Genomic DNA, 25,537 nt, shown 5'->3' with positions numbered 1-25,537 from the left:
GCATGGCCGCGTACCTCATGCGGCGGGCGATCATGCTGGCGGCGACGCTGCTCGTGTCGAGCTTCGTGGTGTTCGCCGGGCTGTCGGTCGCACCGGGCAATCCGCTGGCGACCCTGTCGGGCGGCCGCTCGCTCCCGCCGGAGAGCGTCGCGGTCCTCGTGCAGCGCTACCACCTGGACGAGCCGTTCTTCGTGCAGTACGCCACCTGGCTGGGCAACGCCGTACGGGGCGACCTGGGCATGTCGATCACCCTCCGGCACGACGTGTCGGAGCTCATCGGCTCCCGCTCCGGGACGACCATCGCCCTGATCCTCTACGCGGCCCTGATCGTGCTGCTCGCAGGCGTGTCGCTCGGACTGCTGGCGGCGCTGCGTCCGGGGATCGTGGATTCCCTCGTGGTGATGTCGACGGCCGTGGTGGTGGCCGTTCCGCCCTTCGTCGCCGCGATCGTGCTCATCGGGATCTTCGCCGTGAACCTGCGGTGGCTGCCGGCACTCGGCAACGGCTCCGGGCTGTGGGACGGCATCCGCCACCTCACGCTTCCGGCCTTCGCCCTGGCAGCGGCCTCCACCGCGGCCGTCGCCCGGGTGACCCGGACCACCGTGCGCGCGGAGCTGGGCCGCGAACATGTGCAGACGGCGGTCAGCCGCGGCATCCCCTACCAGGCCGTGGTACGCCGCCACGCCCTGCGCAACGCCGCCGTCCCGATCAGCACGCTGGCCGGCATGACCGTGGCGTCGATGATCGCGCTGGCGGCGGTGGTGGAACGGGCCTTCAGCCTCAATGGCCTGGGCTCCTACCTCGTCACTGCTGCGCTGTCCAAGGACTTCGCCGTCGTGCAGGGCATCTCGCTCGTGCTCGTCACGTCATTCGTCCTGATCAACACCCTGGTCGACGTCGTGGCCGCGGTCCTCGACCCCCGGATCAAGCTGGGGAGACGAGCATGACCGCGATCACCGCGCTCCTGGGAAGCAGCCGCCCGAACAGGTGGGGACCGCTCGGCACGACGGCCGCCATCGTGATCCTCGCAGCGGTCGCCCTCTCAGTACTCGGACCGGCGCTGTCCTCCGCCGACCCGAACGCCAGCGACTTCGCCAGTGCCTACGCGGCCCCCGGGGCGGGACACCCGCTCGGGTACGACGGCCAGGGACGCGATCTTCTCGCCCGCCTGCTGACCGGCTCGCGAACCTCGCTGCTCGGCCCCCTCTGGGTCGTCGCACTGAGCATGGCGGCCGGAACGATCATCGCGATCGCGGCCGCCTGGGTCGGAGGGTGGCTGGACTCCGTCGTGTCGGCGGCCCTCGACGTGGTCTTCGCCTTCCCGGGGGTCCTGCTCGCGATGCTCGTCGCCGCCGTCTTCGGTCCGGGCCTGAGCGCGGCGGTGCTCGCGCTGTCCGTGGCCTACGTCCCGTACATCGCCCGGCTGCTGCGCAGCGCGGCCCTGGCCGAGCGGCGCAAAGCCTACGTCCAGGCGCTGGAGGTGCAGGGATTGGGGGCGGTGGCGATCTGCCTGCGCCACCTCGTGCCCAACCTCATACCGCTCATCGCCGCCCAGGCCACGCTCTTCTTCGGCTACGCCATGGTGGATCTGGCCATCGTGTCGTACTTCGGCCTCGGTGTTCAGCCGCCCGACGCCGACTGGGGCGTCATGGTCGCCGGCGGGCAGTCCGGTGTCCTGCAGGGGTACCCGGCCGAGTCGTTGCTGGCGGGCGGCTGCATCGTCGTCCTGGTCGTGGCGTTCAACGTGCTCGGTGAACGGCTGTCCGACGGCTCCGGGCAGGGCGGGACGTTCGGCCCGTCGCGCTGGTGGCGTCCCAGGCGAGGAGGCGCCGCGTGAACGACCTGCTCCGCATCAGCGGCCTGACGGTGAGGCTGCCGCTCGACGGCGAAATGAGGACGGTCCTCAGCGACGTGTCGCTGAGCATCGCCGCCGGAGAGGCGGTCGGCCTGGTCGGCGAATCGGGGTCGGGAAAATCCATGACCGCCCGCTCGATCGTGCGACTGCTCCCTCCGGGCGCGCTCGTGGAGGGGACGATCCGCTACCGCGGGAACGACGTCCCATCGCTACGCGGGCAGAGACTGCGCGACCTTCGCTCCAGCGTGTCCATGGTCTTCCAGGACCCGCGCGCCCACATCAACCCGGTCCGCACCGTGGGCGACTTCCTGACCGAGGCGCTGCGCGTCAACCAGCGGGTCGCCCGGCGGGAGGCCGAGGGCCGCGCGGTTCGCGTCCTCGACGAGGTGGGTGTGGCGGACGGCCCGCGACGCTTGCGGCAATACCCGCACGAGCTCTCCGGAGGACTGCTGCAACGCGTCATGATCGCCGCCGCGCTGCTCACCGAGCCGCACCTGCTGCTGGCCGACGAGCCCACCACCGCGCTCGACGTCACCACGCAGGCCGAGGTGATGGCCATCCTCGACGAACTGCGCCGCGAACGCGGGCTGGCCATGCTGTTCATCACCCACGACCTCGAACTCGCGGCGGCCGTCTGCGACCGGACGGCGGTGATGTACGCGGGCCGCGTCATGGAGATCCGCGCGTCGGCACTGCTGCACGACCATGCGCTGCACCCCTACACAGCGGCGCTGGCCGCCGCCCGTCCCTCCCTGGAGCGGCGGGCCGAGCGCCTGGTGACCACCCCGGGCCGGCCGCTGTCGGCGTTCGAGGCGCCGGACGGCTGCCCGTTCAGCACCCGGTGCCCGCACGTACGGCAACGCTGCCACGACGAACGACCGGACCTTCGCCCCCTGGATGGCGGCCAGGTGGCCTGCGTACGAGCCGAGGAGCTGGCGGTTTCCCATGACTGACGCGATCCTCGAGGTCGAAGGACTCCGCAAAAACTTCGGGGAGGCGACCGCCGTACGGGATGTGAGCTTCTCGCTCCCCCCGGCAGGCGCACTGGCCATCGTCGGCGAGTCGGGATCCGGCAAGACCACCGTGGCCCGCATGATCGTGGGCCTCGAACGGCCGACGGCCGGGCGTGTCACCGCGTGCGGGCGCGACCGTTCCCAGCCGGCCCGCTCGGCGCGGGAACGCCGGGACCGCGGCGGCCAGGTCCAGATCGTCTTCCAGGATCCCTACTCCAGCCTCGACCCCCGCCAGAGTCCCGCCGCCGCGGTGGAGGAGGTCCTGCGGCTGCACACCCGTCTCGATCGAGGGCGGCGGCGCGCCCGGGTGGCCGAGCTGGCCGACCTCGTCGGGCTCGACGAACGCCAGATGGCGGCACTCCCGTCACGGCTGTCCGGCGGACAGCGTCAGCGGGTGGCCATCGCCCGGGCGCTGGCCGCCGAGCCGCGGATCCTCATCCTCGACGAGTCCGTCGCCGCGCTCGACGTCTCCATCCAGGCGCAGGTCCTCAACGTGCTGGCGGACGTACGTGAACGCACCGGCGTGGCCTACCTGTTCATCAGCCACGACCTCGCCGTGGTCCGTCAGGTCACCGATGACGTCGTCGTGATGCGGCACGGCGCGATCGTCGAACGCGGGCCGACCGACCGGGTGCTCGACGCGCCCGAGCACCCGTACACGCAGCTGCTGCGCGCGAGCGTCCCCCGCCCCGGCTGGCAGGTGCCGAAGACACGATGACCGATACCGGCCAATGGTGTGGTCTGAAACATGCCGGTGCCTGAAGCTTCATCACTGCTTGTCTGGTTACCTACTCCACGCCTTCGGCCTGAACGGGAACCATGTCAACGATCACGCCCATCCGAACACGCTCGCCACTCATCGACTGGCTGGCGGTCATCGCGCTCACGCTGGGCATCTTCGCGATCGTCACCAGTGAAATCCTGCCCATCGGCCTGTTGACCACCATCGGCGCCGACTTCGGCCTCTCCGACGGCATCGCCGGGCTGACCATGACCCTGCCCGGCATCGTCGCCGCGATCGCCGCGCCCGCCGTCACGCTGGCCACCGCCCGCCTGGACCGGCGGGTCATGCTGTGCGTTCTCATGGCGGTCCTTGCCACCGCCGACGTGCTGGCGGCCGCGGCCGGCTCCTACTGGATCATGCTGGTCTCCAGAGCGCTCGTCGGCCTCACCATCGGCGGCTTCTGGTCGATCGGGGCCGGGCTGGCCGCCCGCCTGGTGCCGCCGCCGGCGGTCGGCACCGCCACCGCCCTGATCTTCTCCGCCGTGCCGCTGGGCTCCGTACTCGGTGTGCCGGCCGGAACCTTCATCGGCCACCTCGCCGGCTGGCGCACCGCCTTCCTCACCCTGGCCGCGCTGGCGATCCTCGTTCTGATCGCCCTGCTGGCGCTGCTGCCACCGCTGCCCGCCCACCAGGTCACCAGCCTCCGCGTCCTGCTCGACCTGCTACGCCACCGGGGCACGAAGATCGCTTTGCTGGCCACCTTCCTCATCGTCCTTGCGCACTTCGGCACCTACACCTACATCACGCCCTTCCTCCAGCACATCACCCACCTGTCCCCCGCGGCCGTCAGCGCGGCGCTCCTGGCGTACGGCATCGCCGGAATCGCCGGCAACTTCCTGGCGGGCAAAGCCATTGCCATAAGCCTGCGCGGCGCCTTCGTGGCCACCGGCTGCTTGATCGCGCTCACCACCTTGATGCTGCCCGTGGTCGGCACCACAGCGCTCGGCGCTGTCGTGCTGCTGGTGCTGTGGGGTCTGGCCTATGGCGGCGTGCCCATCTGTTCCCAGGCATGGTTCCTCGACTCCGCCCCGCGGACGCCGGAAGGCGCCACGATCCTCTTCACGTCCTCGTTCCAAGCGACCTTCGCCCTCGGCGCGCTCCTCGGCGGCGGCATCGTCGATGCCTTCACGGTCTCCACCGTGATGATCTGCGGCGGGCTGACCGCTCTCCTCATGGCGGCCTCCCTGTGGTCGCTCACCAAGCCCCGCTGATCCCGCGCCCTGACGACCGCATCCGGCGACACGGAGCCGTCGGGTCCTTTCGGCCGGTTGGGTCGTGAGAAAACTTCATCTTTACGTGTCGCCACAGTCGCTCTCCGCATCTGCAAAACTACAGTGAGTGCTGGCTTTGGAACGGCCGGCAGCTCATCGCCTGGCCTGATGAGAAGCCGGTCCCGTACAGTCCCTTGCTCGAAAGAGAGCCGCATGCCTCGCATCAAGAAGACCACCATGGCCGTGACCCTGACCGCCTGCGCCGGCGCGCTCGGCGCCTTCGCTGTCCCGGCACTGGCCGATCTCGGCGGCGCCTCCGGCCCGGGTGTCCGCGCCGCCGCCATCATCAACGCCAACGGTTCCGTCGTCCGCTCCAAGGGCGTCACCGCCGTCCGCAGAATCGCGGTCGGCCAGTACTGCATCCGGCTCGACGCCGACATCAACGCCTCGAACACCGTCCCCGTCGCCACCGCCCAGTGGACGGGCGCGCCCTGGGACTCCAGCATCTTCATCCGCCACGACGGCAACGCCTGCGGAGACGTCCGCGACGTGTTCGTCGGCACCGGCACCGCCGCCGGCGCCCGCGACACCGGCTTCCACGTCATCATCCCCTGACCGAGGCTGTCCTTGGGCTGTCGGCCAGTTCGCCCAGGCGGCCCGCCGCCTGGGCGACGCTTCTTCTGGTGGCAGCTCCCGCCGTGGCCGACGATGCCACGGGCGGCGAACACGCGGACCGGTCAGCTCCAGATGCCGGGCAACTCGTACGGCAGCTCCTCCTCCTCGAGCTCCTGCCTGTCGATCACATCGCCGTTCAGGGGCAGGAGTACGGTGACCTGGCGCCCCCAGTCGGAGTAGCGGGTGTCTGACTCGATCCGGACGGAGCCGTCGTAGATGGGCAGGACGGCGATGGCCGACAGCCGCTCCACCAGGCCGGTCGGGCCCAGCCGGATGGTGTAGGAGACCTTGCCGACGCGCCCGCTCTTCGAGCGGATGCCGAAGTGCGAGACGAAGGAGGGGGACACCTTGGCCAGCTTGTCGGTCTTGATCGTCCCTTTCAGCACCCCGTCACGCCAGGACGTGCGGTGCGCCAGGAGGGTCTTGAGCGTGGCCGGCTCCAGGACCTCGAGCAGCAGGTCGCTGGCCGGTAGATCCGTGTCCCGGTAACGCACCCATCTCGTCCCCTGGGGCAACGCGTCATTTACCAGGGGACCTGAGACGTAGTCGTCGTACCCCGAAGAGATCATTCTGAGGGGCGCCTGCTGCAGGGCGGCGTCGTCCGCCATGCCGACCTCTTTCGCGGTGCCCATCAGCTTCTTGCTGTACTTCAAGGTCTGGGACAGGTCGGAGGCGATCTCGCCCCGTGGGCCGAACCCGATCGTGCCGTCCATGCCGGCGCTGATGGAGAGGCCGCTGCCGTAGTTCACCTTCGCGGTGGACACGACGTTGACGGCCTTGCCGCGCGTCAGCTCGGCCTTGAGCGCCTTGACCGGGTCGACCCTGGGTGCTGCCTGCGCCGGGGTGGCGGTGAGCTGCATCAGGCCCGCGACCACGGCGACGCCGACGATGGTTCGCTTCATGGGATTCCTTGGATGGTCCGAAAAGACGCGAACAATCTGGTGCACCTTTGATCAACCGTCAAGCCAAAGCACGAATGCCTCCACGATCTGAGGATCAAACGCGCTGCCCGCCCCCTCGTGGAGTTCCGCCACTGCTTCCTCAAGGGAGCGTGCACCCCGATACCAACGTCCAGTCGTCATCGCGTCGAACGCGTCGGCAACAGCGATGGCGCGGGCGATCTGAGGGATCTCCTCGGCCACCAGCCCCAGGGGATATCCCCGGCCGTCGAACCGTTCGTGGTGATGCAGGATGCCGTCGAGTGCCCGAGCGATGTGGGGATGGGCGGCGGCGGCGCGGCGCGTACCCCCAAAGAGGTCCGCTATCTGGCGGACGATGCTCGCACCATGCGTGACGTGCATCTTGATGAGCGTGAACTCTTCTTCGGTGAGGGCCCCGGACTTGAGGAAGACGGCACTGGGGACCGCGAGCTTGCCGACGTCGTGAAGCAAGGCGGCGAGGCGGGCCGCCTCGACATCGTCGGGCGTCATCCCGAGTTGGTGCCCGATCATGGCCACCAGTTGGGACATGCGCTCGCTGTGCCGGCGCAGGTAAGGGTCTTTGAGCTCCATGGCCGTCGTCAGCGCTTCGGCTATGTCGGTCGTGAAAGTCGCGCCCCCGTCAAGGGTAGTGAGGGGCCACAGCGCCCGCGCTTCCTCAGTCTGGCCCTGGCCGACGAGTAGTCCCGTCAGCCGGATGGCGGCTGATCGGTCGCCGGTTTCTGCCTGGCGGCGCCATGTCGAGGCTGCTGCCGCGGCCCTGTCCTGCTCGTCTCGCAGGTCCGCCAGCGCGGCGACAGCGGACGGGTCGCCTGCTTCCGCTCGGTGGCGCCACATCGCCACTGCCTCCCGCATCCGGCCCTGGCTGACCAGCAGGCTGGTCAGAAGACTCACCGCCTGGCTGTCGCCGGTGTTGACGGCCTGGCGGTAGAGAGGTTCGGCGTACTGGTTCATGAGGCGGTTCTGCGCGGCGTAGGCGGTCCGGGTCTGATCGCCGGAGTCGTTGAGATGGTCGATCATGGCCTGCCAGCAGGTGGCGGGCACCTGGAGGAGGCGGCGCTGTTGTCCAGCGTGTTGTTGCAGGTAGTCGGCGACCAGGTAACCGCTGATCTGCCCCATGCTGGTGTGGTCGGCGACCGGGGCGAGTGCGGCGGCGGCACCGTTCAGAGTGGCGGTGGCGTAGGCCAGGGCTGTTTCGAACCAGTTGGCAGGCGCCGCGGCGCGCTGGCGCGGATCGCAGTAGCCCGGTGCGGCGGCTCGTAACAGGTCCGCGCTGAGCGGGGAGACGACACCGAGACGGGTGGCGTCGATCGCGGCGTCCAGAATCGCGGCGGCGTAGGGGTCGGCCCCGCGCCACCGGTCCACCAGTTGCGGAGCGGCGGCCATCGTCTGGGTCAGCCCGTAGTCCGCCGATCGCAGGGCCACGGCGATGCGCTGGTCGCCGGCAGCCGCGGCCGCCTGGGCTCTTGCCTGTTCGGCGACGCTGAAGGAGGCCGGAAGGTGAATGACGTCAGCCAGATCAAGCAGTTCGCGTTCAGCCGCGTACAGGTCGGACCGGTGGGATGCCGGGGACGCCGTGTAGGTGGTGTAACGCTCGGGCCACAAGGTGGCGATCATCACCGTCCGTGCGTGCAGCAAGGTACGCACGGTCGCGGCCTGCAGACCGGCCGATCCGCCCAGGTAGCGCTGTAGTTCGTCCAGCCATACCACCAGTCGGCCAGGGGGCGCCGTGGCGACCTGGCGGATCCGCGCCGCGTCCGCCGGATGCCAGAGCCACCAGTGCGGCACGACCGCCCGCAGCGCCTCGAAGGCGCAGCGGGACTTGCCCACCGATGAGCCGCCCACCAGGAGGACCAGGCCGCCCCGCGCGGCCGCTCTGCCCACCAGAGCGCGCACACCGTCCGGGCCGGCGTCCACATCACGGGCGACGTAGGTGGGCAGGTCACCGGGTGCGCCCTCCACCTTGATCGCGGCGTGTACGCCAAGCCGGCGCTGATCAGCGTGTGCCACGCGCACCGTGTCCGGCAGCCCCTGCGGAGCGCTCGAGGCTACTCGCTGCCTGGCGGCGTACCAGGCCGAACGCTGCTCGCGCGGCACCCCGCACGCACGCAGGTATCGCTCCAACGTCTCCTGCGTCGGCAGCGTCGCGCCTGACAGGAGATTGTTGAGGGTGCTCGACGGCAGCTTGTCCGGTCTCACCGCCTTGTCCAACTCAGCGTACGAGCGGCTCGCTCGCAGCTCATCAAGTGTCTGCGCGAGCTCGGTCAACGTCTCGACAGTGGTGGGGTCAGGTCTGGAGGTCATCGCGAGCTCCGGCTGGTCAGCTCCTGTCCGCATGGGGTTCGCCACAGCACGGTCGGCAGCGGCGGACGCCTTCACCTCGCAGTATGACGCGCCGGTGACCATCCCGCCGGTGGACCACGAGGGCGGTGGCCAGGTTGAGGGTGGCCACGGCCAGAGTCAGGAGGGCGAGCAGGAGATCCATCGCATTCGCTCCAGGGTTTCGGCCGAGCCGAGTGCACGGCGCTTCGCCCTCAAGCACAGCCTGGCGAGGATGGGTCCGGCACCCCATCCGGACCAGGTCGGACACACCATCTCGAATGACCGCGAGTTCGGGCAGGCTGGAGCGGTTGCCGGAACGCGGATCAACGTGGTGACCGGGCGCGTCCGGTGCTGTCCGTTAGTCACCCCGGGCAGTTCCGGGGGCCGACGCTCTGCCCGGCACCGACGACGGTGACCTGGGCAGGGCTTTCCGGCGGCGTGGCGGCGGCGGCCGTGCACACGATCTGCTGGATGGCCAGTGTGGACAGTTCGCCAGCCGGAGTGGACAGGGTCACCACCAAGTGGCCGGCCGGATCGGCGGTTACCGAGAACGGGCCGGCTTGGGGCGGGAGGTCGGTGGTGAATCCGTGCTCCTGTTCCCTCGCGGTGGGTCCGGCTGCCAGCAGCGCGAGGGTGTCCGCGCGGAACAGGGGACGACCACCGGGCCCGGGCCGCGTTACCGCGCGAAGTCGGCCGTTCTTGACCAGGTAGAGGGTGATCGGCGTGGTAGGTGCGACGGCTCCGCTCGGCGGGTCGCCGGCGGGGATGACGTCGCTGGGTCGCACGCCGCAACCGGCCATGGCGACGAGTGACAGGAGGCCCGCGGCGAGCATGCGGCGGGTGAGCCCGGTCCTCACTCGGGGCCTCCGTCCGGATCGGGTGCCCGGCGTGGCAGGCGCAGCGTGAACATGGCGCCGCCGTCGGGGGCGTTGGTGACGGTGAGGCCGCCTTGGTGCAGGCGCGCGTTCTCCTGCGCGATGGCGAGGCCGAGGCCGCTGCCCTCGGATCTGGCCCTGGCCGCGTTGGCCTTGTAGAACCGGTCGAACACGTGCGGCAGCACCGCTTCGTCCAACCCCTGTCCGTGGTCGCGGACCTCGAGAGCGATCCAGTGCGGGTCGGCGGAAAGCCGTACCGACACCGGTGGCTCGCCGTGCCGCAGGGCGTTGCCGACCAGGTTCGCCAGGATGACGTCCACTCGGCGCGGGTCCAGCCGCGCCGTCACCGCGGGTGGAAGCTCGGTCTGCACCAGCTCCGACCAGCCCCGGACACGCAGGGTCGCGCGCACCAGCTCGGCCACGTCGACCTCGTTCAGCGTGAGGGCCGCGACGCCGGAGTCGAACCTGCTGATCTCGATGAGGTCGTTCACCAGCCCGGTGAGGTTGAGCGTCTCCTGGCTGACCAGCTTGGCGGCCCTGCCGGCGGGCTCGGGCAGCCGGGCCGCCTCCTCGTCGAGGACGTCGGCGACCGCGGTGAGCGCGGCCAGCGGGGTGCGCAGCTCGTGGGACACATCGGCCACGAACCGGCGGGCGTCGGCCTCCATCTCGCGCAGCTGCTTGACGTACCGTTCCAGCTCCGCGGCGGTGTTGTTGAACGTGCGTGCCACGTCGGCCAGCTCGTCGGAGCCGCGCACCTCGATCCTGGTCCGCAGCTCGCCCTCGCCCAGCAGGCGTGCCGCCCGGCCGAGCTCGCGCACCGGGCGCAGCACGCCACGGGTGGCCAGCAACGCGAGCACGACCGCGAACGCCAGGGCCGCCCCGCCGGTGAGCCAGGCGCGCGCGGCGAGGTCGTCGATGCTGCGCTGTTCGGCGAGCAGGCTGCGCGCGGCGTAGACCTCGATACCCGACACCCGGGCCGTCCGATCCGGCTCGGCGATCAGCAACGGCGCGCCGATGATCAGCCAGGGCGTGCCCTGCAACACCACACGTTGCCACGCGATCTGGCCGCCGGCCACCACCAGCCGCAACTTTGGGGAAATCACCCCGAGTTCCAAGGCCAGCACCTTCCCACCCAGCCTCAAGTGCCCCGGCGGGGCGACCGGCGAATGTATCTCGCCGTAGCTGGCGACCGCGAACTCCACGTTGTTCTGGTCGGGCACGGCGGCGGCGATGTCGCCGAGCTCGTCTGGGCCCGGCGTCGCACTCCGCAGCGGGTAGAGCGCCTCCAGGCGGCTCTTCATCGCCTGCACCGCGCCATCCTGGGTCCGCTGCAGGATGGCGTTGCGGGCCTGGACGTAGATCCCGCCGCTCACCGCCGCCGCGGTGACCACGCACAGCAGTGCGAACGCGAACAACAGCCGGGCACGCAACCCCAGGCTCGGCCGAGGTGTCATCGGCGGCTCACACCGGCCCGAACCGGTACCCGAACCCCCGCACCGTCTGCACGTAGACAGGCGCCGCCGAGTCGTCCTCTATCTTCGCGCGCAACCGCTGCACACACGCGTCCACGAGACGCGAGTCGCCGAAATACCCGTGCTCCCACACCGACTCCAGCAACTGCTGGCGGCTGTGCACCCGGCCCGGCGTGCCGGAGAGCTCGAGCAGCAGGCGCAGCTCGGTCGGGGCGAGGCTGACCGGCACGCCGCGGTTGGCGACCACCAGCCCGGCCCGATCGATGGTCAGGTCCCCGTGCCGCTCCAGTTCCGCCTGTTCCCGGCCGGTCCGCCGGAGCACCGCGCGCATGCGTGCCTCGAGCACTCTGGGCTGCGCCGGCTTGACCACGTAGTCGTCGGCGCCCGCCTCCAACCCGGCCACCACGTCCATGTCGTCGCCGCGCGCGGTCAGCATGATGATCGGCACCTCCCAGGCGGACCGGATGCGGCGGCAGACCTCGAACCCGTCCATGCCAGGCAACATCAGATCGAGCACGACGACGTCGGGAAGGTCCGTACGCAGCCAGTCCAGCCCCTGCTCGCCGGACTCCACCGCGCGCACCCGGTACCCATGCCGGGTCAGGGCCAGCTCAAGGCCCTCCCGCACGGCCGGGTCATCCTCGATCAACAACACTCGCGACACGCCGCCGAGTTTCACCGCACGCTCCGTAACTCGCCCGCCGGTCAACTCCGTCCACTGTCGGCCGACCATGTCCCCGTCTCGTCAGCGCCGTGTCATGGTCGTGTCACGATCGCGGCGACGGTGGCCGCCGACGGTGTCCGCCGCCGTCGACAAACGGTGACATGCGGCTGACAACGCGCGCACATTCGCCGCCAATCGTAGTTCGTCATGAACGAACCACGCACCATCCCAGCTCGGCCCCGAGACCGCCTGTACGCCGCGGTCACGCTGGTGCTGGCCGTGCTCCTGCTGCCCGCGGCGTTCGTCCGCCATCCCGGCCGCGCCCGCGAACTGGCCTGCCGCTGGGCGTTACGGATGCGATTTCCCGCCGAGGACCTCGCCGGGCTCACCGACAGCGCCATGGCGGCGTTCACCGCGGCGCGCACCGAGGCGCTCTGGCGTCACGGCCAGCTCATCGGCCTCACCTCGGGATACCGCGATCCCCTTGTCCAACTACGGATGTTCGAGGAGGAGGTGCGCCGCTCCGGCTCCGCGGCCTCGGCACGCATGCTCGTGCTCCCACCGGCGGAATCCAGCCACGTCAAGGGCGTCGCGCTGGACGTGCGACCCCACGAAGGCGCGCGCTGGCTCGAGGAACACGGCGCCCGCTACGACCTCTACCGCATCTACGACAACGAGTGGTGGCACTTCGAGTACCGCCCGGACAGCGGCGGCACGCCACCACGACGACGACCCCACCCCGGCGTGGGAAATTGACGTCGCTGGGATGGCGCGTGCAAGCAGCGCGCGAGCTGGCGTTCGTGGGGCGGGAGGAAGAGCTCGCGGTTTTCCACGCGGCGCTGTACGGCGGCGGGTCCAGTGTCCTGTACGTGCACGGTCCCGGCGGCATCGGGAAGTCGGCCTTGTTGTGGCGGTTCGCTCACGAGGCGGCGGTGGCGGGGCGGCCGGTGTTCATGGTGGACGGGCGCATGTTGGAGCCGTCACCGGCGACGTCCGAGGCTGAGGCCGAGCCGGTGTTACGCGATGCGGACGCGGTGCTGCTGGTCGACAGCTTCGAACGCATGCAGGGCTTGGAGGGATGGCTGCGCGAGCGGTTCCTGCCGCGGGTGCCCATGGGGGCGCTGGTGGTGATCGCGGGGCGAAACCCGCCGGATGTGCGGTGGCAGGCGGATCCGGGATGGGCTGGGGCGCTGGAGGTGCTGCCGCTGCGCGACCTGCGGGCCAAAGATGCGCAGGCCCTGGTGGATTCCTCCGGGGTGCCGGCCGAGTTGCGCGAGCCGCTGCTGGCCTTCGCCGGTGGTCATCCGCTGGCGCTGCTGCTGGGGGCGGCCGTGGCGGTGAAGGACGGCGAGGCCGGCCGGCGGTGGATGCCGAACCAGGACGTGGTGGCCACGTTGCTGGATCAACTGGTGGGCGAGTTGCCTTCGGCGGCGCATCGGCATGCTCTGGAGATCTGCGCGCATACGTACATGACGACGGAGGACCTGCTGCGGGCGGTCTTGCCAGAGGACGCCGGGATGTTGTTCCGGTGGTTGCGGCGGTTGCCGTTCGTGGAGTCGAGCAGTCTCGGGCTGTTTCCGCATGACGTGGTACGGGAGCTGCTGGAGGCGGACCTGCGATGGCGGGATCCCGAGGGCTACGCGGTGATGCACGACCGCGTTCATGCGCATCTGGCGGACAGGGTGCGCACGGCGAGCGAGGTGGACGTGCTCGGCGCGGTGGCGGCACTGCTCTACCTGCATCGCGGCAACGGGGCGCCGGCCGATTGCCACGACGAGGGCGAGTTCCACGAGGAGGTGTTGCGGGAGGAGGACGTCGGCACGTTGCTCCGGGTGGCGACGGCGGCGGAGGGTGCGGCCTCCGCGGGCTGCGCCGCCTTCTGGGCGGAACGTCAGCCGGAGGCGTTCCGGCTGTATCGACGGACCGAAACCGGCGAGCCCGTGGCTTTCTCCGCGTGGTTGCGGCTGGCGGAACTCGATGAGGAGGAGCTGACGGCCGATCCCATCGTGGCGATGGCGTGGGCGCATGCGCGTGCCACCACACCGTTGCGCGCCGGTGAACATTTGGCGGTCAGCCGGCTATGGGCGCTGCCGCCGTATCGCGGGAACTCGCCGGTGATGGATTTGATCCAGTGGCGAGTGATCGGCAATTGTCTGCGGGCCGAGCGGATGGCATGGTCATATATCGAGATACGGCATCCGAACCAGGCGTGGGTGGAGCATTTACGGCAGTACGGAATGCGTGCCATCTCCGAGCAGCCCCGGCTGGGGGATGACGCGTACACCCTGTTCGTTCATGACTGGCGCGCGGTGCCGGCGCAGGCGTGGCTGGAGCTGCTCGTCGCGGGGCCCACCGGCGGCCCGGGTGCCGCGACGGCGAAACTGGCGGTGCTGTCCCAGGCGGAGTTCGCCGAGGCGGTTCGCAAGGCGTTGCGCCAGTTGTCGCGGCTGGACGCGCTGGCCGCTTCCCCGCTGACGCGCACCAGGCTGATCGCCGAGCGGGCCGGGCAGGATCCGGCCACAGCACTGGGTGACGTGTTACGCCAGGTGATCGAGGACCTGCGCGAGGATCCGCGCTCGATCAAGTTTCACCGGGCGCTGTCCGTCACGTTCCTCCGCGGCGCGCCCACCCAGGAGCTGGCCGCGGAACGACTCGGCCTCCCTTTCACCACCTACCGCCGCCATCTGACGGCCGGCATCGAACGTGTCTGCGCCGACCTGTGGCACCGTGAGCTGTATGGCGCCAACGCACCCACCTGACCGGGCGAGCACCTGGCCGTCGGCCCTACCCGGGTGCGCGGGCCCCACCGCCGTGAACGAACGCGACCGAGGGCGTGTCAGTCGGCAAGCGCGAAGCCGGCCGCCGCCTCCGCGTGCAGTCGAGCGCTCGGCAGCACCGGGATGGCGCTGTCCTTCTCACTGATCAGCAGCTCGATCTCCGTGCAGCCGAGGATGACGCCTTCAGCGCCGTCGTCTGCGAGATCATCGATGATCTGGGCGTACGCGTCCCTGGACGATTCCCGGAGCACCCCGCGCACCAGTTCGTCGAAGATCACGCGATGGACCAGTTCCCGCTGCTCACGCCGCGGGACGAGCACGTCGAAGCCGTGGGCGGCCAGCCGATCCCGGTAGAAGGGCTGCTCCATGGTGACGTGAGTGCCCAGCAGACCGACCTTGCGCATGCCCCTGGCGCGGACCTCGGCGCCCAAGACGTCGGCGATGTGCAGCACGGGCACGCTCACGGCCCGCTCCACGTCGTCGCTCACCCGGCTGAAGGTGTTGCTGCAGATGAGCAGGAGGCCGGCGCCGAGATCCTCCAGTTTCCGGCCCGCACCGGTCAGCAACGTACTCACCTCTTCCCAGCGATCGGCGAAGATGAGGTCCTCGACGGTCGTGTAGTCGACCGACCAGACGAGGCTGTTGGCGGAATGGCTGCCGCCGAGCCGCTCGCGTACCCGCTGGTTGATGATCTGGTAGTAGATCACCGTCGATTCCCAGCTCAACCCGCCGATGAGACCGATAGTGCGCATGGAACTCCGTTTCTCTGCGGTGCGGTCAGGCGCCGGCCAGCGCACGGGCGCAGGCACCGAGCCCGATCTCGCTGGAGGCTTTGACGAACACCACGTCTCCCGGTTCGAGCAGCGCGGTGGCCAGCCTGAGGGCCCCGGCCACGCCCTCGACGGTATGGACGGCCACGCCCTGGTTCGACGACTCCGCTGCCTCCGCCATCGCGAGCGGATCCCCTGCTCCGACCGCGATCAGCACGTCGAAGCGGAGGTCGGCGACGAGCCGGCCCATCTCCGCGTGCCTGGCGCGGGAGGCGTGCGCCTGCTGCCCCATCGCGCCGAGCACGGCGACGGTACGACGGGTGCCGGCCAGAGCCTTCACCGCCCGCAGCCCGGCCCGCATGGATTCGGGGCTGGCGTTGTAGGCGTCGTTGACGATGGTGATGCCGTCAGGTCGTTCGACGATCTCCAGCCGGCCCGCGGAGCGCCGCCGTGCGGCGTTCAGCCCCTCGGCGATCTCGGTGACGCCCAGGCCGAGTGCGGTGGCGACGGCGGCGGCGGCCAGGGCGTTGCTCACCTGGTGCTCGCCTATGAGGTCGAGCTCGACCGGGGCGTGGCCGGAGGGCGTCACCAGCTCGAACGCGGTTCGCGCGCGGTCGGCCATCCGCACGTCTTCGGCTCGCACCTGCGCCTCCGCCGACCGGCCGTACAACAGGATCTGGGCCCTGGTGCGGCCGGCCATGCCCATGACGTACGGGTCGTCGGCGTTGAGCAGTGCGAACCCGTCCGCCGGCAGTGCCTCGACCAGCTCGCCTTTGGCCTCGGCCACGTCGGCCGGCCCGGCTCCCATACGCTCCACATGTGCGCTGCCGACATTGAGCACCAGCCCGACCTGGGGCGGTGCGAGCCCGGTCAGGTACGTCAGGTCGCCCTTCCGGCCCGCACCCATCTCCAGCACCAGGTATCGGGTGGTGGCGTCGGCACGCAGCACGGTGAGCGGCAGCCCGAGCTCGTTGTTGAACGACCTGTCGGTGGCGACCGTCGCTGCGTGCCGTTCGAGCACCTGGGCCAGCAGGTCCTTGGTCGTGGTCTTGCCCACGGAGCCGGTCAGGCCGATCACGGTCGGGCTGATGTGTTCGAGCAGGTGCCTGGCCAGCAGGCCGATCGCGAGCTGGACGTCCTCGACCACGAGGGCGGGCACGCCGACGGGCCTTGAAGCCAGCACGGCGACGGCGCCGCCCGCGATGGCAGTGGCCGCGTAGCCGTGACCGTCAACGCGGGCGCCGACCGTCGCGGCGAACAGGCCGCCAGGCACCACCTCGCGGGAGTCGACCGCCGAGGGCGCCGTCACCAGAGCCTGCGGGTCGCGCACGTCGTGCAGGCTCGCGCCGACGACCCGCGCGATCTCGTTCAGCGTCGTGGGGATCATGAGCCGCTCCTGGCGAACGCGAGGTCGATGAGGCGGCGCAGCAGGTCCGGGTACGGGACGCCGCTTGCGGCCCAGCCCCTGGCGTAGACGGAACGGGCGGTGAAGCCGGGCATGGTGTTGATCTCCAGCACGTACAGACATCCCGTGTCCTCCTCATAGAGGAAGTCGACCCGGGACAGGCCGTAGCCACCGATCGCCCGGAAGGCGCGCAGGGCCAGCTCGCGCACGTCCTCGGCCACCCGTTCTGGCAGCACGGCAGGGATGGTGGCGATCTCGGCCTGGCTGAGGTACTTGGCCTCGTAGTCGAGCCAGTCGCCGGGCACGATGAGCTCGCCGGGCACCGAGGCATCCGGAGTGTCATAGTCGCCGAGCACGCCGCAGATGACCTCGCGCGCGGTCACGCCCTGCTCGACGATGACCACCCGGTCATAGGCCAGTGCCAGATCCACGCCGGCGCGCAGCTCCTCCATGGAGGTGACACGTGAGATGCCGATGGAGGAGCCCATGCTGGCCGGTTTGACGTACATCGGCCAATCGAGCGACTTCACCAGACCCCCGTAGTCGGTGGTGGTGCGCCATTCATGCTCGGTGAACCACACATATGGGGTGATCGGGATGTCCTCCGCCAGGAACGTGCGCCGCATCGCCACCTTGTTCATGGCCACGGCAGAGGCCATGACGCCGCAGCCCACGTACGGGATGCCCAGCGTCTCCAGGTGACCCTGGACGACGCCGTCCTCGCCGAACGGCCCGTGCAGCACGGGGAAGACCACGTCCGCCAGATCGCGTCGCAGCTCCACCGGCCACCTGCCCTGCCGGTCGATGATGACGGCGACGGGCTCGTACAGATCCCTCGGCAGAGCATCCAGCACAGCCTGCGCCGACTGCAGCGACACCTCATGCTCGGCGGACGGCCCACCCGCCAGCACAGCCACGCGTACGCGTTCAGTCACGATCGATCAGCCTTCCTCAGTGGCACGGAGACAGCACCGCCGGCGGCACGGTGTTCGCCGTCGCAGGACCTGCCTGCCGAGTGTCGGCTCTTCGCCTGACCAGTTCCCAGGCCATTCGCTGTCCAGTTCCTGACCGAAGCGCACCCGCGATCTGCCACGGCAACGCCGGAAAGATCCGGCAGGCCAGGTGGCCGCAGCGGTCCAGCGCCGCGCCATGTCACCGTTTCTCGTCGGCACGGTCGTGACACGACCATGACACGGCGCGGATGAGGCGGGGACACGGTTGGCCGACAGTGGATGAGGTTGACCGGCGGGCGAGTTACGGAGCGTGCGGTGAAACTCGCCGGCGTTTCGCGTGTGTTGTTGATCGAGGATGACCCGGCTGTGCGGGAGGGCCTTGAGCTGGCCCTGACCCGAGCCGTCCACCGTGGGCTGGAAGCCGTGTCCGGACAAGCCGGAGGTGGTGGCCCCGGCGTCGCCCTCATCAAGCAGGCCGGAGCTGCTGTGACCGTCCGCTGGGACAGCAAGTTCCGGCGAAGGTGATCACGAAAAGGAGAAGGCATTGGTAAATGACGGGAAATGGAACCGGCGTTCGCTGTTTCGGGGCGCCGCTGTGCTGGCCGGTGCCGCCGCGGCCGCGCCGCTGCTGGGCAAGGCGGCCACGGCGCTGGCCGACAGCGGTGACGCCGACGCGCTGTTCAAGGCCGGGAAGTTCGAGGAGGCCGGCCGGGCGTACGAGGAGATCCTGAAGACAGACCCCACGAATGTGCGCGCGGCGCGCCAGCGCGGCCATGTCGGGCTGCTGTCCAACCGGTTCCCCGAGGCCGAGAAATACCTCAAGATGGCTCTCAACCTGGCGCCCGACGACAAGGAAACCAACAACTTCCTGGGCGACTGCTACATCCGGCAGGACAAACTCGCCCTCTCCGTACCGCACTGGCAAGCGGCCGGCGAGGAAGACTACGCCAAGTGGTTCGCGGCGGTAAGCGGCGAGCCGTATCAGATCCACGGCGACATCGCGCGGGTGCCATTCCAGCAGATGGACCCGATGCCGCTGGTGGAGGCCTCGGTCAATGGCGGACCGCCGAAGCGCTTCGTGTTCTACACCGGCGCCCCGAATCTGAGCATGCGCGCGTCGGTAGCCAAGGAGGCCGGGCTGAGCCCCGTCGTCAGTCAGAAGACCGATTTCGAGGGCATCCCCATATGGGTGCACTACGGGATACTGGACTCCTTCAAGCTGGGCGACATCGAACTGCGCAACGTCCCCGTGGGCTGGTCGTCGACGGAGTCAGGCGAAGATGTCGACACTGACAGCGACGGCCTGATCGGCACGTGGGTCTTCTACCACTTGCTGACCACCTTCGACTACGCGGGCCGGTCGCTGATCCTGCGCCGCCGGACCCCCAAGGTGGCCGGCAAGGCACGCGCCGACGCCATACGGGCGGGCGCCAAGCCCCTGCCGCTGTGGCTGTCCCGTGACCACGACGTCCACAGCCTGGGCAGCATCGCCGGCATCGCCGACTCCGGCCCACGGGTGGTGGGCGTGACCATCGGCGGAATCGGCGAGGTCGCCGCGGGCATGCCCGGGGACACGGCCAAGCGGTTGCGGGTGCGCACCGACTACGACCGCCCGATCGAGACGTTCGCCCACAGCCACCCAACCATCGCCTACCCCTGCTACCCGAAGGAGATCCGCCTCGGCGACGCCGTCGCCAAGGAGGTCTACTGCGAAACGGACCCGAACATGCCGGTCAACGTCCCCTGGCCCTACGGGTCAGGGATCGACATGACGGGCCACTTCGCCCACTGCTTCTTCAAGCCCTACAACGTCACCCTCGACTTCACCGACATGAACCTCTACATCGCCCGCGGCAAGGCCACCTGATCACCACGACCCTCGGTGACGTGCAGGGTCTGCCCCATGACGTGGCGGTGCCAGGCGGTGCGGGCGCACGGGGAGAAGCGCACGATGTTGACCCGGATCCGGGACGGTTCCGCGCCTCGGTAGATGACGTCGAACCAGACGTCACCGGTGAACATCTCGGCCGACCCCTTGGCTGACGGCTGCTTGGAGAGGATCTCCATGGTGGTACCTCCTCGTGCTCAGCGGCGGCGGGCGGCGGGCTGCAGAGACGGGCTGACCCAGCCGTTCTCCGCCGGGTTGATGGTCAGGCCGGGCGGCACGATCTCGTCGATGCGGTCCAGCACGTCGTCCGGCAGTTCGACGTCGGCGGCCGACAGCTGGGAGTCGAGGTGCTCCATGGTCCTGGGGCCGATGATCGCCGAGGTGATGGCGGGGTGGCGCAGGACGAACGCGATGGCCATCTCGACCAGCGTCATCCCCGACTGCTCGGCCAGCTCCGCGAGCTGCTCGGCGGCCTGGAGCTTGCGCTGGTTCTCCGGCAGCGACAGATCGAAGCGGTCGGCCAGCCGCCGGCGGGCCGCGGAGAACGGCCCTTCCGACTCGGTGCCCTTGCGGTAGCGGCCGGTGAGCCAGCCGCCGGCCAGCGGGCTGTAGGAGATGACGCCCATCCCGTACCGGGCGCAGGTGGGCAGCGCGTCGGTCTCGATCGCGCGCACGAGCATGTTGTACGGCGGCTGCTCGCAGGTGAACCGTTCCCGGCCGCGCTCGCGGGCGGTCCACTGGGCCTCCACGATCGCCGAGACCGGCCAGGTCGAGTGGCCGACGTAGCGGACCTTCCCGGCCCGGACGAGGTCGGTCAGGGCGCCGAGCGTCTCGTCGATGTCGGTGTCGGGGTCGTAGCGGTGGATCTGGTACAGGTCGATCCAGTCGGTGCCCAGCCGGCGCAGCGAGTCGTCGACCTCGCGGATGATCCAGCGGCGCGAGTTGCCGCGCTGGTTGAGGTCCTCGCCCATCGGCATGTGCACCTTGCTGGCCAGGACGACGTCGTCGCGCCGGCCGCCGGCCAATGCCTTGCCGACGATGACCTCGGACTCGCCGTCGGAGTAGACGTCGGCGGTGTCGATGAAGTTGATCCCGGCATCCAGCGCACGGTTGATGACGCGGATGCTCTCGTCGTGGTCCTTGGTGCCCCACTCGCCGAACATCATGGCTCCGAGGCACAACTTGCTGACCGAGACGCCGGTGCGTCCCAAACGGCGGTATTCCATGGGTTACTCCTTTCAGGACAGCTGGTCCGACTCCAGCCAACGTTCTTTTGCCGACCAGCGGGAGTCACTGTCGTTCCAGGTAACGCCAGTACCTGTCTGGCCGCTGAGCAGCTCACATACCGTGGATGTATGGACGATCGAGCCGAGATCCAAGCCTTCCTCAGCTCCAGGCGGGCCCGTCTCACCCCGCAGCAGGCCGGCCTGCCGGCCTTCGGAGGCAACCGCAGGGTCAAGGGGCTGCGCCGCGAGGAGGTCGCGATGCTGGCCGGCGTCTCGGTCGACTATTACGTGCGCCTCGAGCGCGGCAACCTCGCCGGCGCCTCCGACAGCGTCCTGGACAGCCTCGCCCGTGCCCTGCAACTCGACGAGGCCGAACGCGACCACCTGTTCGACCTCGCCCGCCGCTCCGGCCCCCGCACCACAGCACCCCGCAAGAGCGCCGCCCGGCGCGTGCGCCCGTCCCTCCAGCAGATCCTCGACGCGATCACCGACGCCCCCGCCTGGATCCGCAACGACCGCCACGACCTGCTGGCCGCCAACCGGATGGCCCGCGCCCTGTACTCCCCGATGCTCGCCGACCCCCGCCGGCCCGCCAACACCGCCCGTTTCGTGTACCTCGACCCCGCCTCCCAGCAGTTCTTCACCGACTGGAACAAGGCCGCCGACGACATCGCCGCCATCCTGCGTTCCGAGGCGGGACGCAACCCCCACGACAAGGCGCTCACCGAGCTCATCGGCGAACTGTCCACCCGCAGCGAGACCTTCCGCCGGCGCTGGGCCGACCACAACGTCCGCTTCCACCGCACCGGCGTCAAGCGGCTCCACCACCCCGCCGTCGGCGACCTCGAGCTGAACTTCGAAGCCATGACCCTTCTCTCCGACCCTGGCCTGACCCTCCTCGTCTACACCGCCGCCCCCGGCACCCCCAGCGCCGACTCCCTGCGCCTCCTGTCCACCTGGGCCGCCACGCAAGACCACGCACAACTCCAGGATCACGACCGCTCCACCAGCATCTGACGCCCCCAGGGGCAGCCGGGGAGGAGAGAAACGATGACCGATCACAAGACCGGAACACGTGAAGAGTGGCTCGCGGCCCGGCTGGAGCTGCTCGAAGCCGAGAAGGCCCTGACACGGCGCGGCGACGAGCTGGCGCGCCGGCGCCAGGAGCTGCCCTGGGTCCGCATCGACAAGGAGTATCGCTTCGAGACCGACGAGGGCACAGCGTCCCTGGCCGATCTCTTCCGAGGGCGCTCGCAGTTGCTCATCTACCACTTCATGTTCGGGCCCGACTACACCGCGGGGTGTCCGTCCTGTTCGGCGATCGCGGACGGCTTCGACGGCTCCGTCGTCCACCTCGCGAACCACGACGTCACGCTCTGCGCGGTGTCGCGGGCTCCGCTCGCCAAGCTGCAGGCGTACAAGCAGCGGATGGGCTGGAGCTTCCCCTGGGCCTCGTCGTACGGCAGCGACTTCAACTACGACTTCCAGGCGGCGCACACCGAGGAGGAGTGGCAGTCGGGAGCCGTCGAGTACAACTTCCGGAAGAGCGACTTCCGGCCGCCGGCCGGTCAGGAGGGTGCCGGGCTCGACGAGTTCGCCTCGGGCATCGTCGGGACGGACTGGGTGACGTACCGGCGAGAAGGGCCCGGCGTCAGCGCGTTCGCGCTCAAGGATGGCGTCGTGTATCACACCTACTCGGCCTACGAGCGCGGGCTGGACGGCCTCTGGGGCATGTACCAGTGGCTCGACCGCGCGCCGCTCGGCCGCAACGAGACCGGCTTCTGGTGGCGCCGCCACGACGAGTACGACAGTCAGTGACGCGTGCCCAAGGCACCGACCTCTATGGCGAGCCGGTTGTGGCGCTCCAGGCGTCTGACGGCCGCCGCGGAGGCCAGGCCGGCGGCGGCCAGGAGCAGCCAGGGCAGGCTCGCCCAGCCGGACGAGCGGGCCACGTCGACCATGGCGCCGGCCAGCAGGTTGCCTGCCAGGATGCCGACGCCGGACAGCAGGTTGTACACCCCGTAGTAGGTGCCGATCAGCCGGTCTCCCGCCATGTCGGCGATGGTCGCCATCTCGAAGGGAAAGGCGATCAGGGTGCCGAGGGTGAGCAGGATCGTGCAGGTGACCGCGGGCAGCATGGACCACGGCAGTGGGAGGGGTAGCTGTCCCGCCACCGCCAGCGGCGCGAAGGCCAGCCCCATCAGCGCCAGTCCGCGGGTGATCGCCTGGCCCCGGGTCCAGCGCGCGGCGCACCAGGCGGTCAGGCGTACCTGTGCGGCGATGCCGAGCAGGGCCGACAGTGCGTACAGCGCCGTCACTCCCCGATCGCCGCCGCCGGTGCGCTGCACCTCCAGCGGCAGTCCGAGGTACATCTGGTAGGACAGCCCGTAGGAGGCGATCATCGCCGTGGCGAAGGACAGGAAGGCCCGATCGCTGAACGCCTGCTTCCAGTCGCGCAGGACCGGCTGGCGCTCATCTCCGGCCAGGACGGGACGTCTGGGCAGGTATCTCCCCTGCAGGACCGTCAGCGCCGCGAAGATCGCCGCCGCCGACAGGCACACGGCGGTGAAGCCGACGCTCAGCAGGGCCACGCCGACGAGCGGGCCGAGCAGGATGCCGCCCTGGTAGAACACGTTGAACACGGCGAACGCCGCCACCTTGCGCTCCCCGGCCTCGCAGGCGAGGTAGGCGCGCGCCGCCGGGTTGAACAGCGCCCCGGCGAAACCGGTCAGCAGCGCGGCCAGAACCAGCAAAGGAAGCGATGTGGTCAGCCCGAACAGGGCGAATCCGACGGTACGCAGCCCGCACCCCATCATGATCATCGGTTTGTAGCCGAGCCGGTCCGACAGGCTGCCGCCGACCAGGAACATGCCCTGCTGGCTCATGTTCCGCAGTCCCAGGATCAGGCCGATCGCCCAGGCCGCCAGCCCCGCGCCGGTGGCCAGGTGATGGGCGAGGTAGGGCATGAGCATGTAGAAGCCGAGGTTGATGCCGACCTGGTTGATCTGCAGGAGCTGGATCGGGCGGTCGAAGGAGCGGAACTGCCGCAGGACGCCGATCACCGCATGCTCCCCAGCGGGTCGCTGACGTCGGCGCAGCGTGTCCACCGGTGCACCTCGCGGTCGGTGGGGGCCTCCAGCAGGTCCGGTTCGTCGTTCGGAACGGTGCCGAGCAGGGCGTTGGCGTGGCAGTACTCGTCGTCGTAAATGGTGTCCCAGTACCGCCAGGGTCCGTCGGGGAAGACGGCGACGATGGTCTGGCCGGCAGTGGCGCGGGCAAGCCAGCCGGCCACCAGCGTGACCGCGCCGGTGCTCCATCCGCCGGAGATGTAGTGCCGTGCGGCGAGGGTACGGCAGGCCCACACCGCCTCGGCCGGGCCGACCCAGTGCACCTCGCTGAAGGAGTCGTAGGCGACGTTGCGGGGATGGATGCTGCTGCCCAGCCCGCGCATCAGCCGTGGCCTGCCGGGCTGGCCGAAGATCCTGGACCCGACCGTGTCGACGCCGACCAGTTTGAGGTCGGGGAAGTGGCGGTGCAGCACGTTGAAGATGCCGGCGCTGTGCCCGCCGGTGCCGACCGAGCACACCAGGACGTCGATGTGGGGCAGCCGGGCCAGCAACTCGTGTGCCAGCCCGGCGTAGGCGTCGACGTTGTCGGGGTTGTTGTACTGGTCGGGGCAGTAGGAGCCGGGTATCTCCGCCAGCAGGCGCTGTACGTGCTCCCGGCGGGCCTGCTGCCAGCCGCCGACGGCATGCGGCTGGGCCACGATCTCCAGGCGGACGCCGTAGGAGGTGAGCAGCCGCCGCATGAGCGGCTCCATGCCCGGATCGCCCACCAGCACGACCGGGTGGCCGAAGACGATGCCCGCCAGCGCCAGGCCAAGCCCTAGCGTGCCGCTGGTGGACTCGATGATGGTCGCGCCGGGTTTGAGGTCTCCTCTGGCGCGGGCCTGGCGGACCATGTGCAGGGCGGGCCGGTCCTTGATCCCGCCCGGGTTGAAGCCCTCCAGCTTGGCCCAGAACCCGCTGCCTCCTGGCACGGCGATGAACGCCAGCGGTGTGTTCCCGACCGCGAGGGAGAGTGATGAATAGCCGTCTTGAAAGCGTACGGAAGTTGATGGCATGTGTGTGATCCCGATGCGAATGATGCTGTCCGGGCACGACGGAACAACCGCCGGGCCGACGGAAATGGACGACGACGACGAAAAGGCCGACGTCCTATATGCGCAGGGCGCAGAATTCCGCGAAACCGGGCACAGCCGGTGGCGACAGGTCTCCCGAGGCCGCCGGAAATCTCCCGGCGACCGGCGCCGAGGAAGCGCAGATGCCCGCCGGCAGATCGAAGGACACCGACACGCCGGCCGGGTTGATCGCCGAGCAGTCCTGTTCGGTCCCGTGATGATGGCCGAGCGGCAGTTCGCGATGCAGACACCGCGCATCCAGCGAGCTCACCGACGTGATCGGGGTGAACCGGGCGGTGTGCTCGGCGTGCGCGCCCGCTTCCGACAGCATCACGGCCGCGCACCCGCCGCCATGAGCGAACACCACACTCATGATCATGGCGAGGACGACCAAGGCGTTGGCGAGCAGCCGTCCGGCGCTCCACAGGGCCGGACGGCGAGAACGAACTGATCGTGTCGCGAACATCACTGGCAATGATGCCCGGCGAGCGGCAGGACGCGCCCAGCGAAGACAAAGGTTTCCGTAAAG

At 69.8% G+C, this 25,537-nt stretch carries 25 protein-coding genes; 12 read left to right on the top strand and 13 right to left on the bottom strand.

What is annotated here, in order from left to right; all coding sequences use genetic code 11:
- Positions 1-2 precede the first annotated feature (2 nt).
- From KLK06_RS17930 to KLK06_RS17905, 6 genes are all read left to right on the top strand, one after another.
- Positions 3-947: an ABC transporter permease gene (locus KLK06_RS17930; protein ID WP_250905556.1), complete on the top strand. Its 945-nt coding sequence runs from the start codon at positions 3-5 to the stop codon at positions 945-947.
- Positions 944-1,837 carry an ABC transporter permease gene (locus tag KLK06_RS17925; RefSeq protein ID WP_214636602.1) on the top strand — a complete coding sequence of 298 codons (894 nt, stop codon included), beginning with the start codon at positions 944-946 and terminating at the stop codon, positions 1,835-1,837. The genes KLK06_RS17930 and KLK06_RS17925 overlap by 4 nt, the downstream gene beginning before the upstream one ends.
- Positions 1,834-2,808 carry an ABC transporter ATP-binding protein gene (locus tag KLK06_RS17920; protein WP_308168309.1) on the top strand — a complete coding sequence of 325 codons (975 nt, stop codon included), beginning with the start codon at positions 1,834-1,836 and terminating at the stop codon, positions 2,806-2,808. Before KLK06_RS17925 ends, KLK06_RS17920 begins: the two co-directional genes overlap by 4 nt.
- Positions 2,801-3,586, top strand: a complete 786-nt coding sequence (locus KLK06_RS17915) for an ABC transporter ATP-binding protein (RefSeq protein ID WP_214636601.1) — start codon at positions 2,801-2,803, stop codon at positions 3,584-3,586. The genes KLK06_RS17920 and KLK06_RS17915 overlap by 8 nt, the downstream gene beginning before the upstream one ends.
- Before the next feature lie 101 nt (positions 3,587-3,687).
- A complete protein-coding gene (locus KLK06_RS17910) occupies positions 3,688-4,863 on the top strand; it encodes an MFS transporter (RefSeq protein WP_214636600.1) in 1,176 nt (391 codons plus the stop codon).
- Positions 4,864-5,076: 213 nt separating this feature from the next.
- Positions 5,077-5,478: a hypothetical protein gene (locus tag KLK06_RS17905; RefSeq protein WP_214636599.1), complete on the top strand. Its 402-nt coding sequence runs from the start codon at positions 5,077-5,079 to the stop codon at positions 5,476-5,478.
- 122 nt (positions 5,479-5,600) lie between these two features.
- Here KLK06_RS17905 and KLK06_RS17900 read toward each other — a convergent pair whose 3' ends face one another.
- The 5 genes from KLK06_RS17900 to KLK06_RS17880 form a co-directional block, all read right to left on the bottom strand.
- Entirely contained in the window at positions 5,601-6,440 is an 840-nt protein-coding gene (locus KLK06_RS17900; RefSeq protein WP_214636598.1) for a hypothetical protein, read from the bottom strand.
- Positions 6,441-6,491: 51 nt separating this feature from the next.
- On the bottom strand, positions 6,492-8,780 hold the full coding sequence (locus tag KLK06_RS17895; protein ID WP_214636597.1) for an HD-GYP domain-containing protein: 2,289 nt from the start codon (positions 8,778-8,780) through the stop codon (positions 6,492-6,494).
- Between the two features lie 380 nt (positions 8,781-9,160).
- Entirely contained in the window at positions 9,161-9,655 is a 495-nt protein-coding gene (locus KLK06_RS17890) for a hypothetical protein (protein WP_214636596.1), read from the bottom strand.
- Positions 9,652-11,127 carry a HAMP domain-containing sensor histidine kinase gene (locus KLK06_RS17885; protein WP_214636595.1) on the bottom strand — a complete coding sequence of 492 codons (1,476 nt, stop codon included), beginning with the start codon at positions 11,125-11,127 and terminating at the stop codon, positions 9,652-9,654. The genes KLK06_RS17890 and KLK06_RS17885 overlap by 4 nt, the downstream gene beginning before the upstream one ends.
- A gap of 7 nt (positions 11,128-11,134) precedes the next feature.
- On the bottom strand, positions 11,135-11,809 hold the full coding sequence (locus KLK06_RS17880) for a response regulator transcription factor (protein WP_214636594.1): 675 nt from the start codon (positions 11,807-11,809) through the stop codon (positions 11,135-11,137).
- A gap of 207 nt (positions 11,810-12,016) precedes the next feature.
- On the opposite strand from KLK06_RS17880, the gene vanY-N reads away from it, so the two are divergent.
- Both vanY-N and KLK06_RS17870 read left to right on the top strand, forming a co-directional pair.
- The gene (gene vanY-N, locus KLK06_RS17875; protein WP_214636593.1) at positions 12,017-12,565 is read left to right on the top strand and encodes a D,D-peptidase/D,D-carboxypeptidase VanY-N; all 549 of its coding nucleotides are present in this window, start codon (positions 12,017-12,019) and stop codon (positions 12,563-12,565) included.
- A 17-nt stretch (positions 12,566-12,582) separates the two neighbouring features.
- Entirely contained in the window at positions 12,583-14,568 is a 1,986-nt protein-coding gene (locus KLK06_RS17870) for an ATP-binding protein (protein WP_214636592.1), read from the top strand.
- Between the two features lie 77 nt (positions 14,569-14,645).
- Here the strand turns inward: KLK06_RS17870 and KLK06_RS17865 are convergent, their stop codons facing one another.
- From KLK06_RS17865 to KLK06_RS17855, 3 genes are read right to left on the bottom strand one after another with little or no spacing between them, the layout of a single operon-like run.
- The gene (locus KLK06_RS17865; RefSeq protein WP_214636591.1) at positions 14,646-15,338 is read right to left on the bottom strand and encodes an aspartate/glutamate racemase family protein; all 693 of its coding nucleotides are present in this window, start codon (positions 15,336-15,338) and stop codon (positions 14,646-14,648) included.
- A 25-nt stretch (positions 15,339-15,363) separates the two neighbouring features.
- Positions 15,364-16,743 (bottom strand): UDP-N-acetylmuramoyl-tripeptide--D-alanyl-D-alanine ligase, encoded by a 1,380-nt coding sequence (murF, locus tag KLK06_RS17860; protein WP_214636590.1) that lies wholly within the window; start codon positions 16,741-16,743, stop codon positions 15,364-15,366.
- Positions 16,740-17,696: a D-alanine--D-alanine ligase family protein gene (locus KLK06_RS17855; RefSeq protein WP_214636589.1), complete on the bottom strand. Its 957-nt coding sequence runs from the start codon at positions 17,694-17,696 to the stop codon at positions 16,740-16,742. Before KLK06_RS17855 ends, murF begins: the two co-directional genes overlap by 4 nt.
- A 333-nt stretch (positions 17,697-18,029) precedes the next feature.
- Between KLK06_RS17855 and KLK06_RS17850 the strand changes: the two genes are divergently transcribed.
- Positions 18,030-18,239 (top strand): hypothetical protein, encoded by a 210-nt coding sequence (locus tag KLK06_RS17850; RefSeq protein WP_214636588.1) that lies wholly within the window; start codon positions 18,030-18,032, stop codon positions 18,237-18,239.
- Positions 18,240-18,258: 19 nt separating this feature from the next.
- Complete coding sequence (locus tag KLK06_RS17845; RefSeq protein WP_214636587.1) at positions 18,259-19,581, top strand: tetratricopeptide repeat protein; 1,323 nt, start codon at positions 18,259-18,261, stop codon at positions 19,579-19,581.
- On the opposite strand, the gene KLK06_RS17840 is transcribed toward KLK06_RS17845, so the two are convergent.
- Together KLK06_RS17840 and KLK06_RS17835 are read right to left on the bottom strand one after the other, a co-directional pair.
- A complete protein-coding gene (locus KLK06_RS17840; RefSeq protein ID WP_214636586.1) occupies positions 19,554-19,781 on the bottom strand; it encodes a hypothetical protein in 228 nt (75 codons plus the stop codon). The two genes, KLK06_RS17845 and KLK06_RS17840, sit on opposite strands and share 28 nt — an antisense overlap.
- A gap of 18 nt (positions 19,782-19,799) precedes the next feature.
- Positions 19,800-20,828 carry an aldo/keto reductase gene (locus KLK06_RS17835; protein WP_214636585.1) on the bottom strand — a complete coding sequence of 343 codons (1,029 nt, stop codon included), beginning with the start codon at positions 20,826-20,828 and terminating at the stop codon, positions 19,800-19,802.
- A 129-nt stretch (positions 20,829-20,957) separates the two neighbouring features.
- Here KLK06_RS17835 and KLK06_RS17830 point away from each other — a divergent pair, with 129 nt between their 5' ends.
- Both KLK06_RS17830 and KLK06_RS17825 read left to right on the top strand, forming a co-directional pair.
- On the top strand, positions 20,958-21,845 hold the full coding sequence (locus KLK06_RS17830; RefSeq protein ID WP_214636584.1) for a helix-turn-helix transcriptional regulator: 888 nt from the start codon (positions 20,958-20,960) through the stop codon (positions 21,843-21,845).
- A 33-nt stretch (positions 21,846-21,878) separates the two neighbouring features.
- Positions 21,879-22,646 (top strand): DUF899 domain-containing protein, encoded by a 768-nt coding sequence (locus KLK06_RS17825; protein WP_214636583.1) that lies wholly within the window; start codon positions 21,879-21,881, stop codon positions 22,644-22,646.
- On the opposite strand, the gene KLK06_RS17820 is transcribed toward KLK06_RS17825, so the two are convergent.
- The 3 genes from KLK06_RS17820 to KLK06_RS17810 all read right to left on the bottom strand — a co-directional run bounded on the left by KLK06_RS17820 (position 22,640) and on the right by KLK06_RS17810 (position 25,474).
- A complete protein-coding gene (locus KLK06_RS17820; RefSeq protein ID WP_214636582.1) occupies positions 22,640-23,890 on the bottom strand; it encodes an MFS transporter in 1,251 nt (416 codons plus the stop codon). The genes KLK06_RS17825 and KLK06_RS17820 overlap by 7 nt on opposite strands.
- The gene (locus KLK06_RS17815) at positions 23,887-24,951 is read right to left on the bottom strand and encodes a PLP-dependent cysteine synthase family protein (RefSeq protein WP_214636581.1); all 1,065 of its coding nucleotides are present in this window, start codon (positions 24,949-24,951) and stop codon (positions 23,887-23,889) included. The genes KLK06_RS17820 and KLK06_RS17815 overlap by 4 nt, the downstream gene beginning before the upstream one ends.
- Positions 24,952-25,045: 94 nt before the next feature.
- On the bottom strand, positions 25,046-25,474 hold the full coding sequence (locus tag KLK06_RS17810; RefSeq protein WP_214636580.1) for a hypothetical protein: 429 nt from the start codon (positions 25,472-25,474) through the stop codon (positions 25,046-25,048).
- Positions 25,475-25,537 lie beyond the last annotated feature (63 nt).

Origin of the sequence: Nonomuraea sp. NEAU-A123, assembly GCF_018603905.1 — a bacterium.
Lineage (GTDB): Bacteria > Actinomycetota > Actinomycetes > Streptosporangiales > Streptosporangiaceae > Nonomuraea.
This window is presented reverse-complemented; position numbering and strand designations above follow the sequence as displayed.

Excerpts from the sequence above, each read along its gene's own strand:
- KLK06_RS17930 (WP_250905556.1), top strand. The coding sequence starts at position 3 with ATGGCCGCGTACCTCATGCGGCGGGCGATCATGCTGGCGGCGACGCTG.
- KLK06_RS17925 (WP_214636602.1), top strand. The coding sequence starts at position 944 with ATGACCGCGATCACCGCGCTCCTGGGAAGCAGCCGCCCGAACAGGTGG.
- KLK06_RS17915 (WP_214636601.1), top strand. The coding sequence starts at position 2,801 with ATGACTGACGCGATCCTCGAGGTCGAAGGACTCCGCAAAAACTTCGGG.
- KLK06_RS17910 (WP_214636600.1), top strand. The coding sequence starts at position 3,688 with ATGTCAACGATCACGCCCATCCGAACACGCTCGCCACTCATCGACTGG.
- KLK06_RS17905 (WP_214636599.1), top strand. The coding sequence starts at position 5,077 with ATGCCTCGCATCAAGAAGACCACCATGGCCGTGACCCTGACCGCCTGC.
- KLK06_RS17900 (WP_214636598.1), bottom strand. The coding sequence starts at position 6,440 with ATGAAGCGAACCATCGTCGGCGTCGCCGTGGTCGCGGGCCTGATGCAG.
- KLK06_RS17895 (WP_214636597.1), bottom strand. The coding sequence starts at position 8,780 with ATGACCTCCAGACCTGACCCCACCACTGTCGAGACGTTGACCGAGCTC.
- KLK06_RS17885 (WP_214636595.1), bottom strand. The coding sequence starts at position 11,127 with ATGACACCTCGGCCGAGCCTGGGGTTGCGTGCCCGGCTGTTGTTCGCG.
- vanY-N (WP_214636593.1), top strand. The coding sequence starts at position 12,017 with ATGAACGAACCACGCACCATCCCAGCTCGGCCCCGAGACCGCCTGTAC.
- KLK06_RS17865 (WP_214636591.1), bottom strand. The coding sequence starts at position 15,338 with ATGCGCACTATCGGTCTCATCGGCGGGTTGAGCTGGGAATCGACGGTG.
- murF (WP_214636590.1), bottom strand. The coding sequence starts at position 16,743 with ATGATCCCCACGACGCTGAACGAGATCGCGCGGGTCGTCGGCGCGAGC.
- KLK06_RS17840 (WP_214636586.1), bottom strand. The coding sequence starts at position 19,781 with ATGGAGATCCTCTCCAAGCAGCCGTCAGCCAAGGGGTCGGCCGAGATG.
- KLK06_RS17835 (WP_214636585.1), bottom strand. The coding sequence starts at position 20,828 with ATGGAATACCGCCGTTTGGGACGCACCGGCGTCTCGGTCAGCAAGTTG.
- KLK06_RS17830 (WP_214636584.1), top strand. The coding sequence starts at position 20,958 with ATGGACGATCGAGCCGAGATCCAAGCCTTCCTCAGCTCCAGGCGGGCC.
- KLK06_RS17825 (WP_214636583.1), top strand. The coding sequence starts at position 21,879 with ATGACCGATCACAAGACCGGAACACGTGAAGAGTGGCTCGCGGCCCGG.
- KLK06_RS17815 (WP_214636581.1), bottom strand. The coding sequence starts at position 24,951 with ATGCCATCAACTTCCGTACGCTTTCAAGACGGCTATTCATCACTCTCC.
- KLK06_RS17810 (WP_214636580.1), bottom strand. The coding sequence starts at position 25,474 with ATGTTCGCGACACGATCAGTTCGTTCTCGCCGTCCGGCCCTGTGGAGC.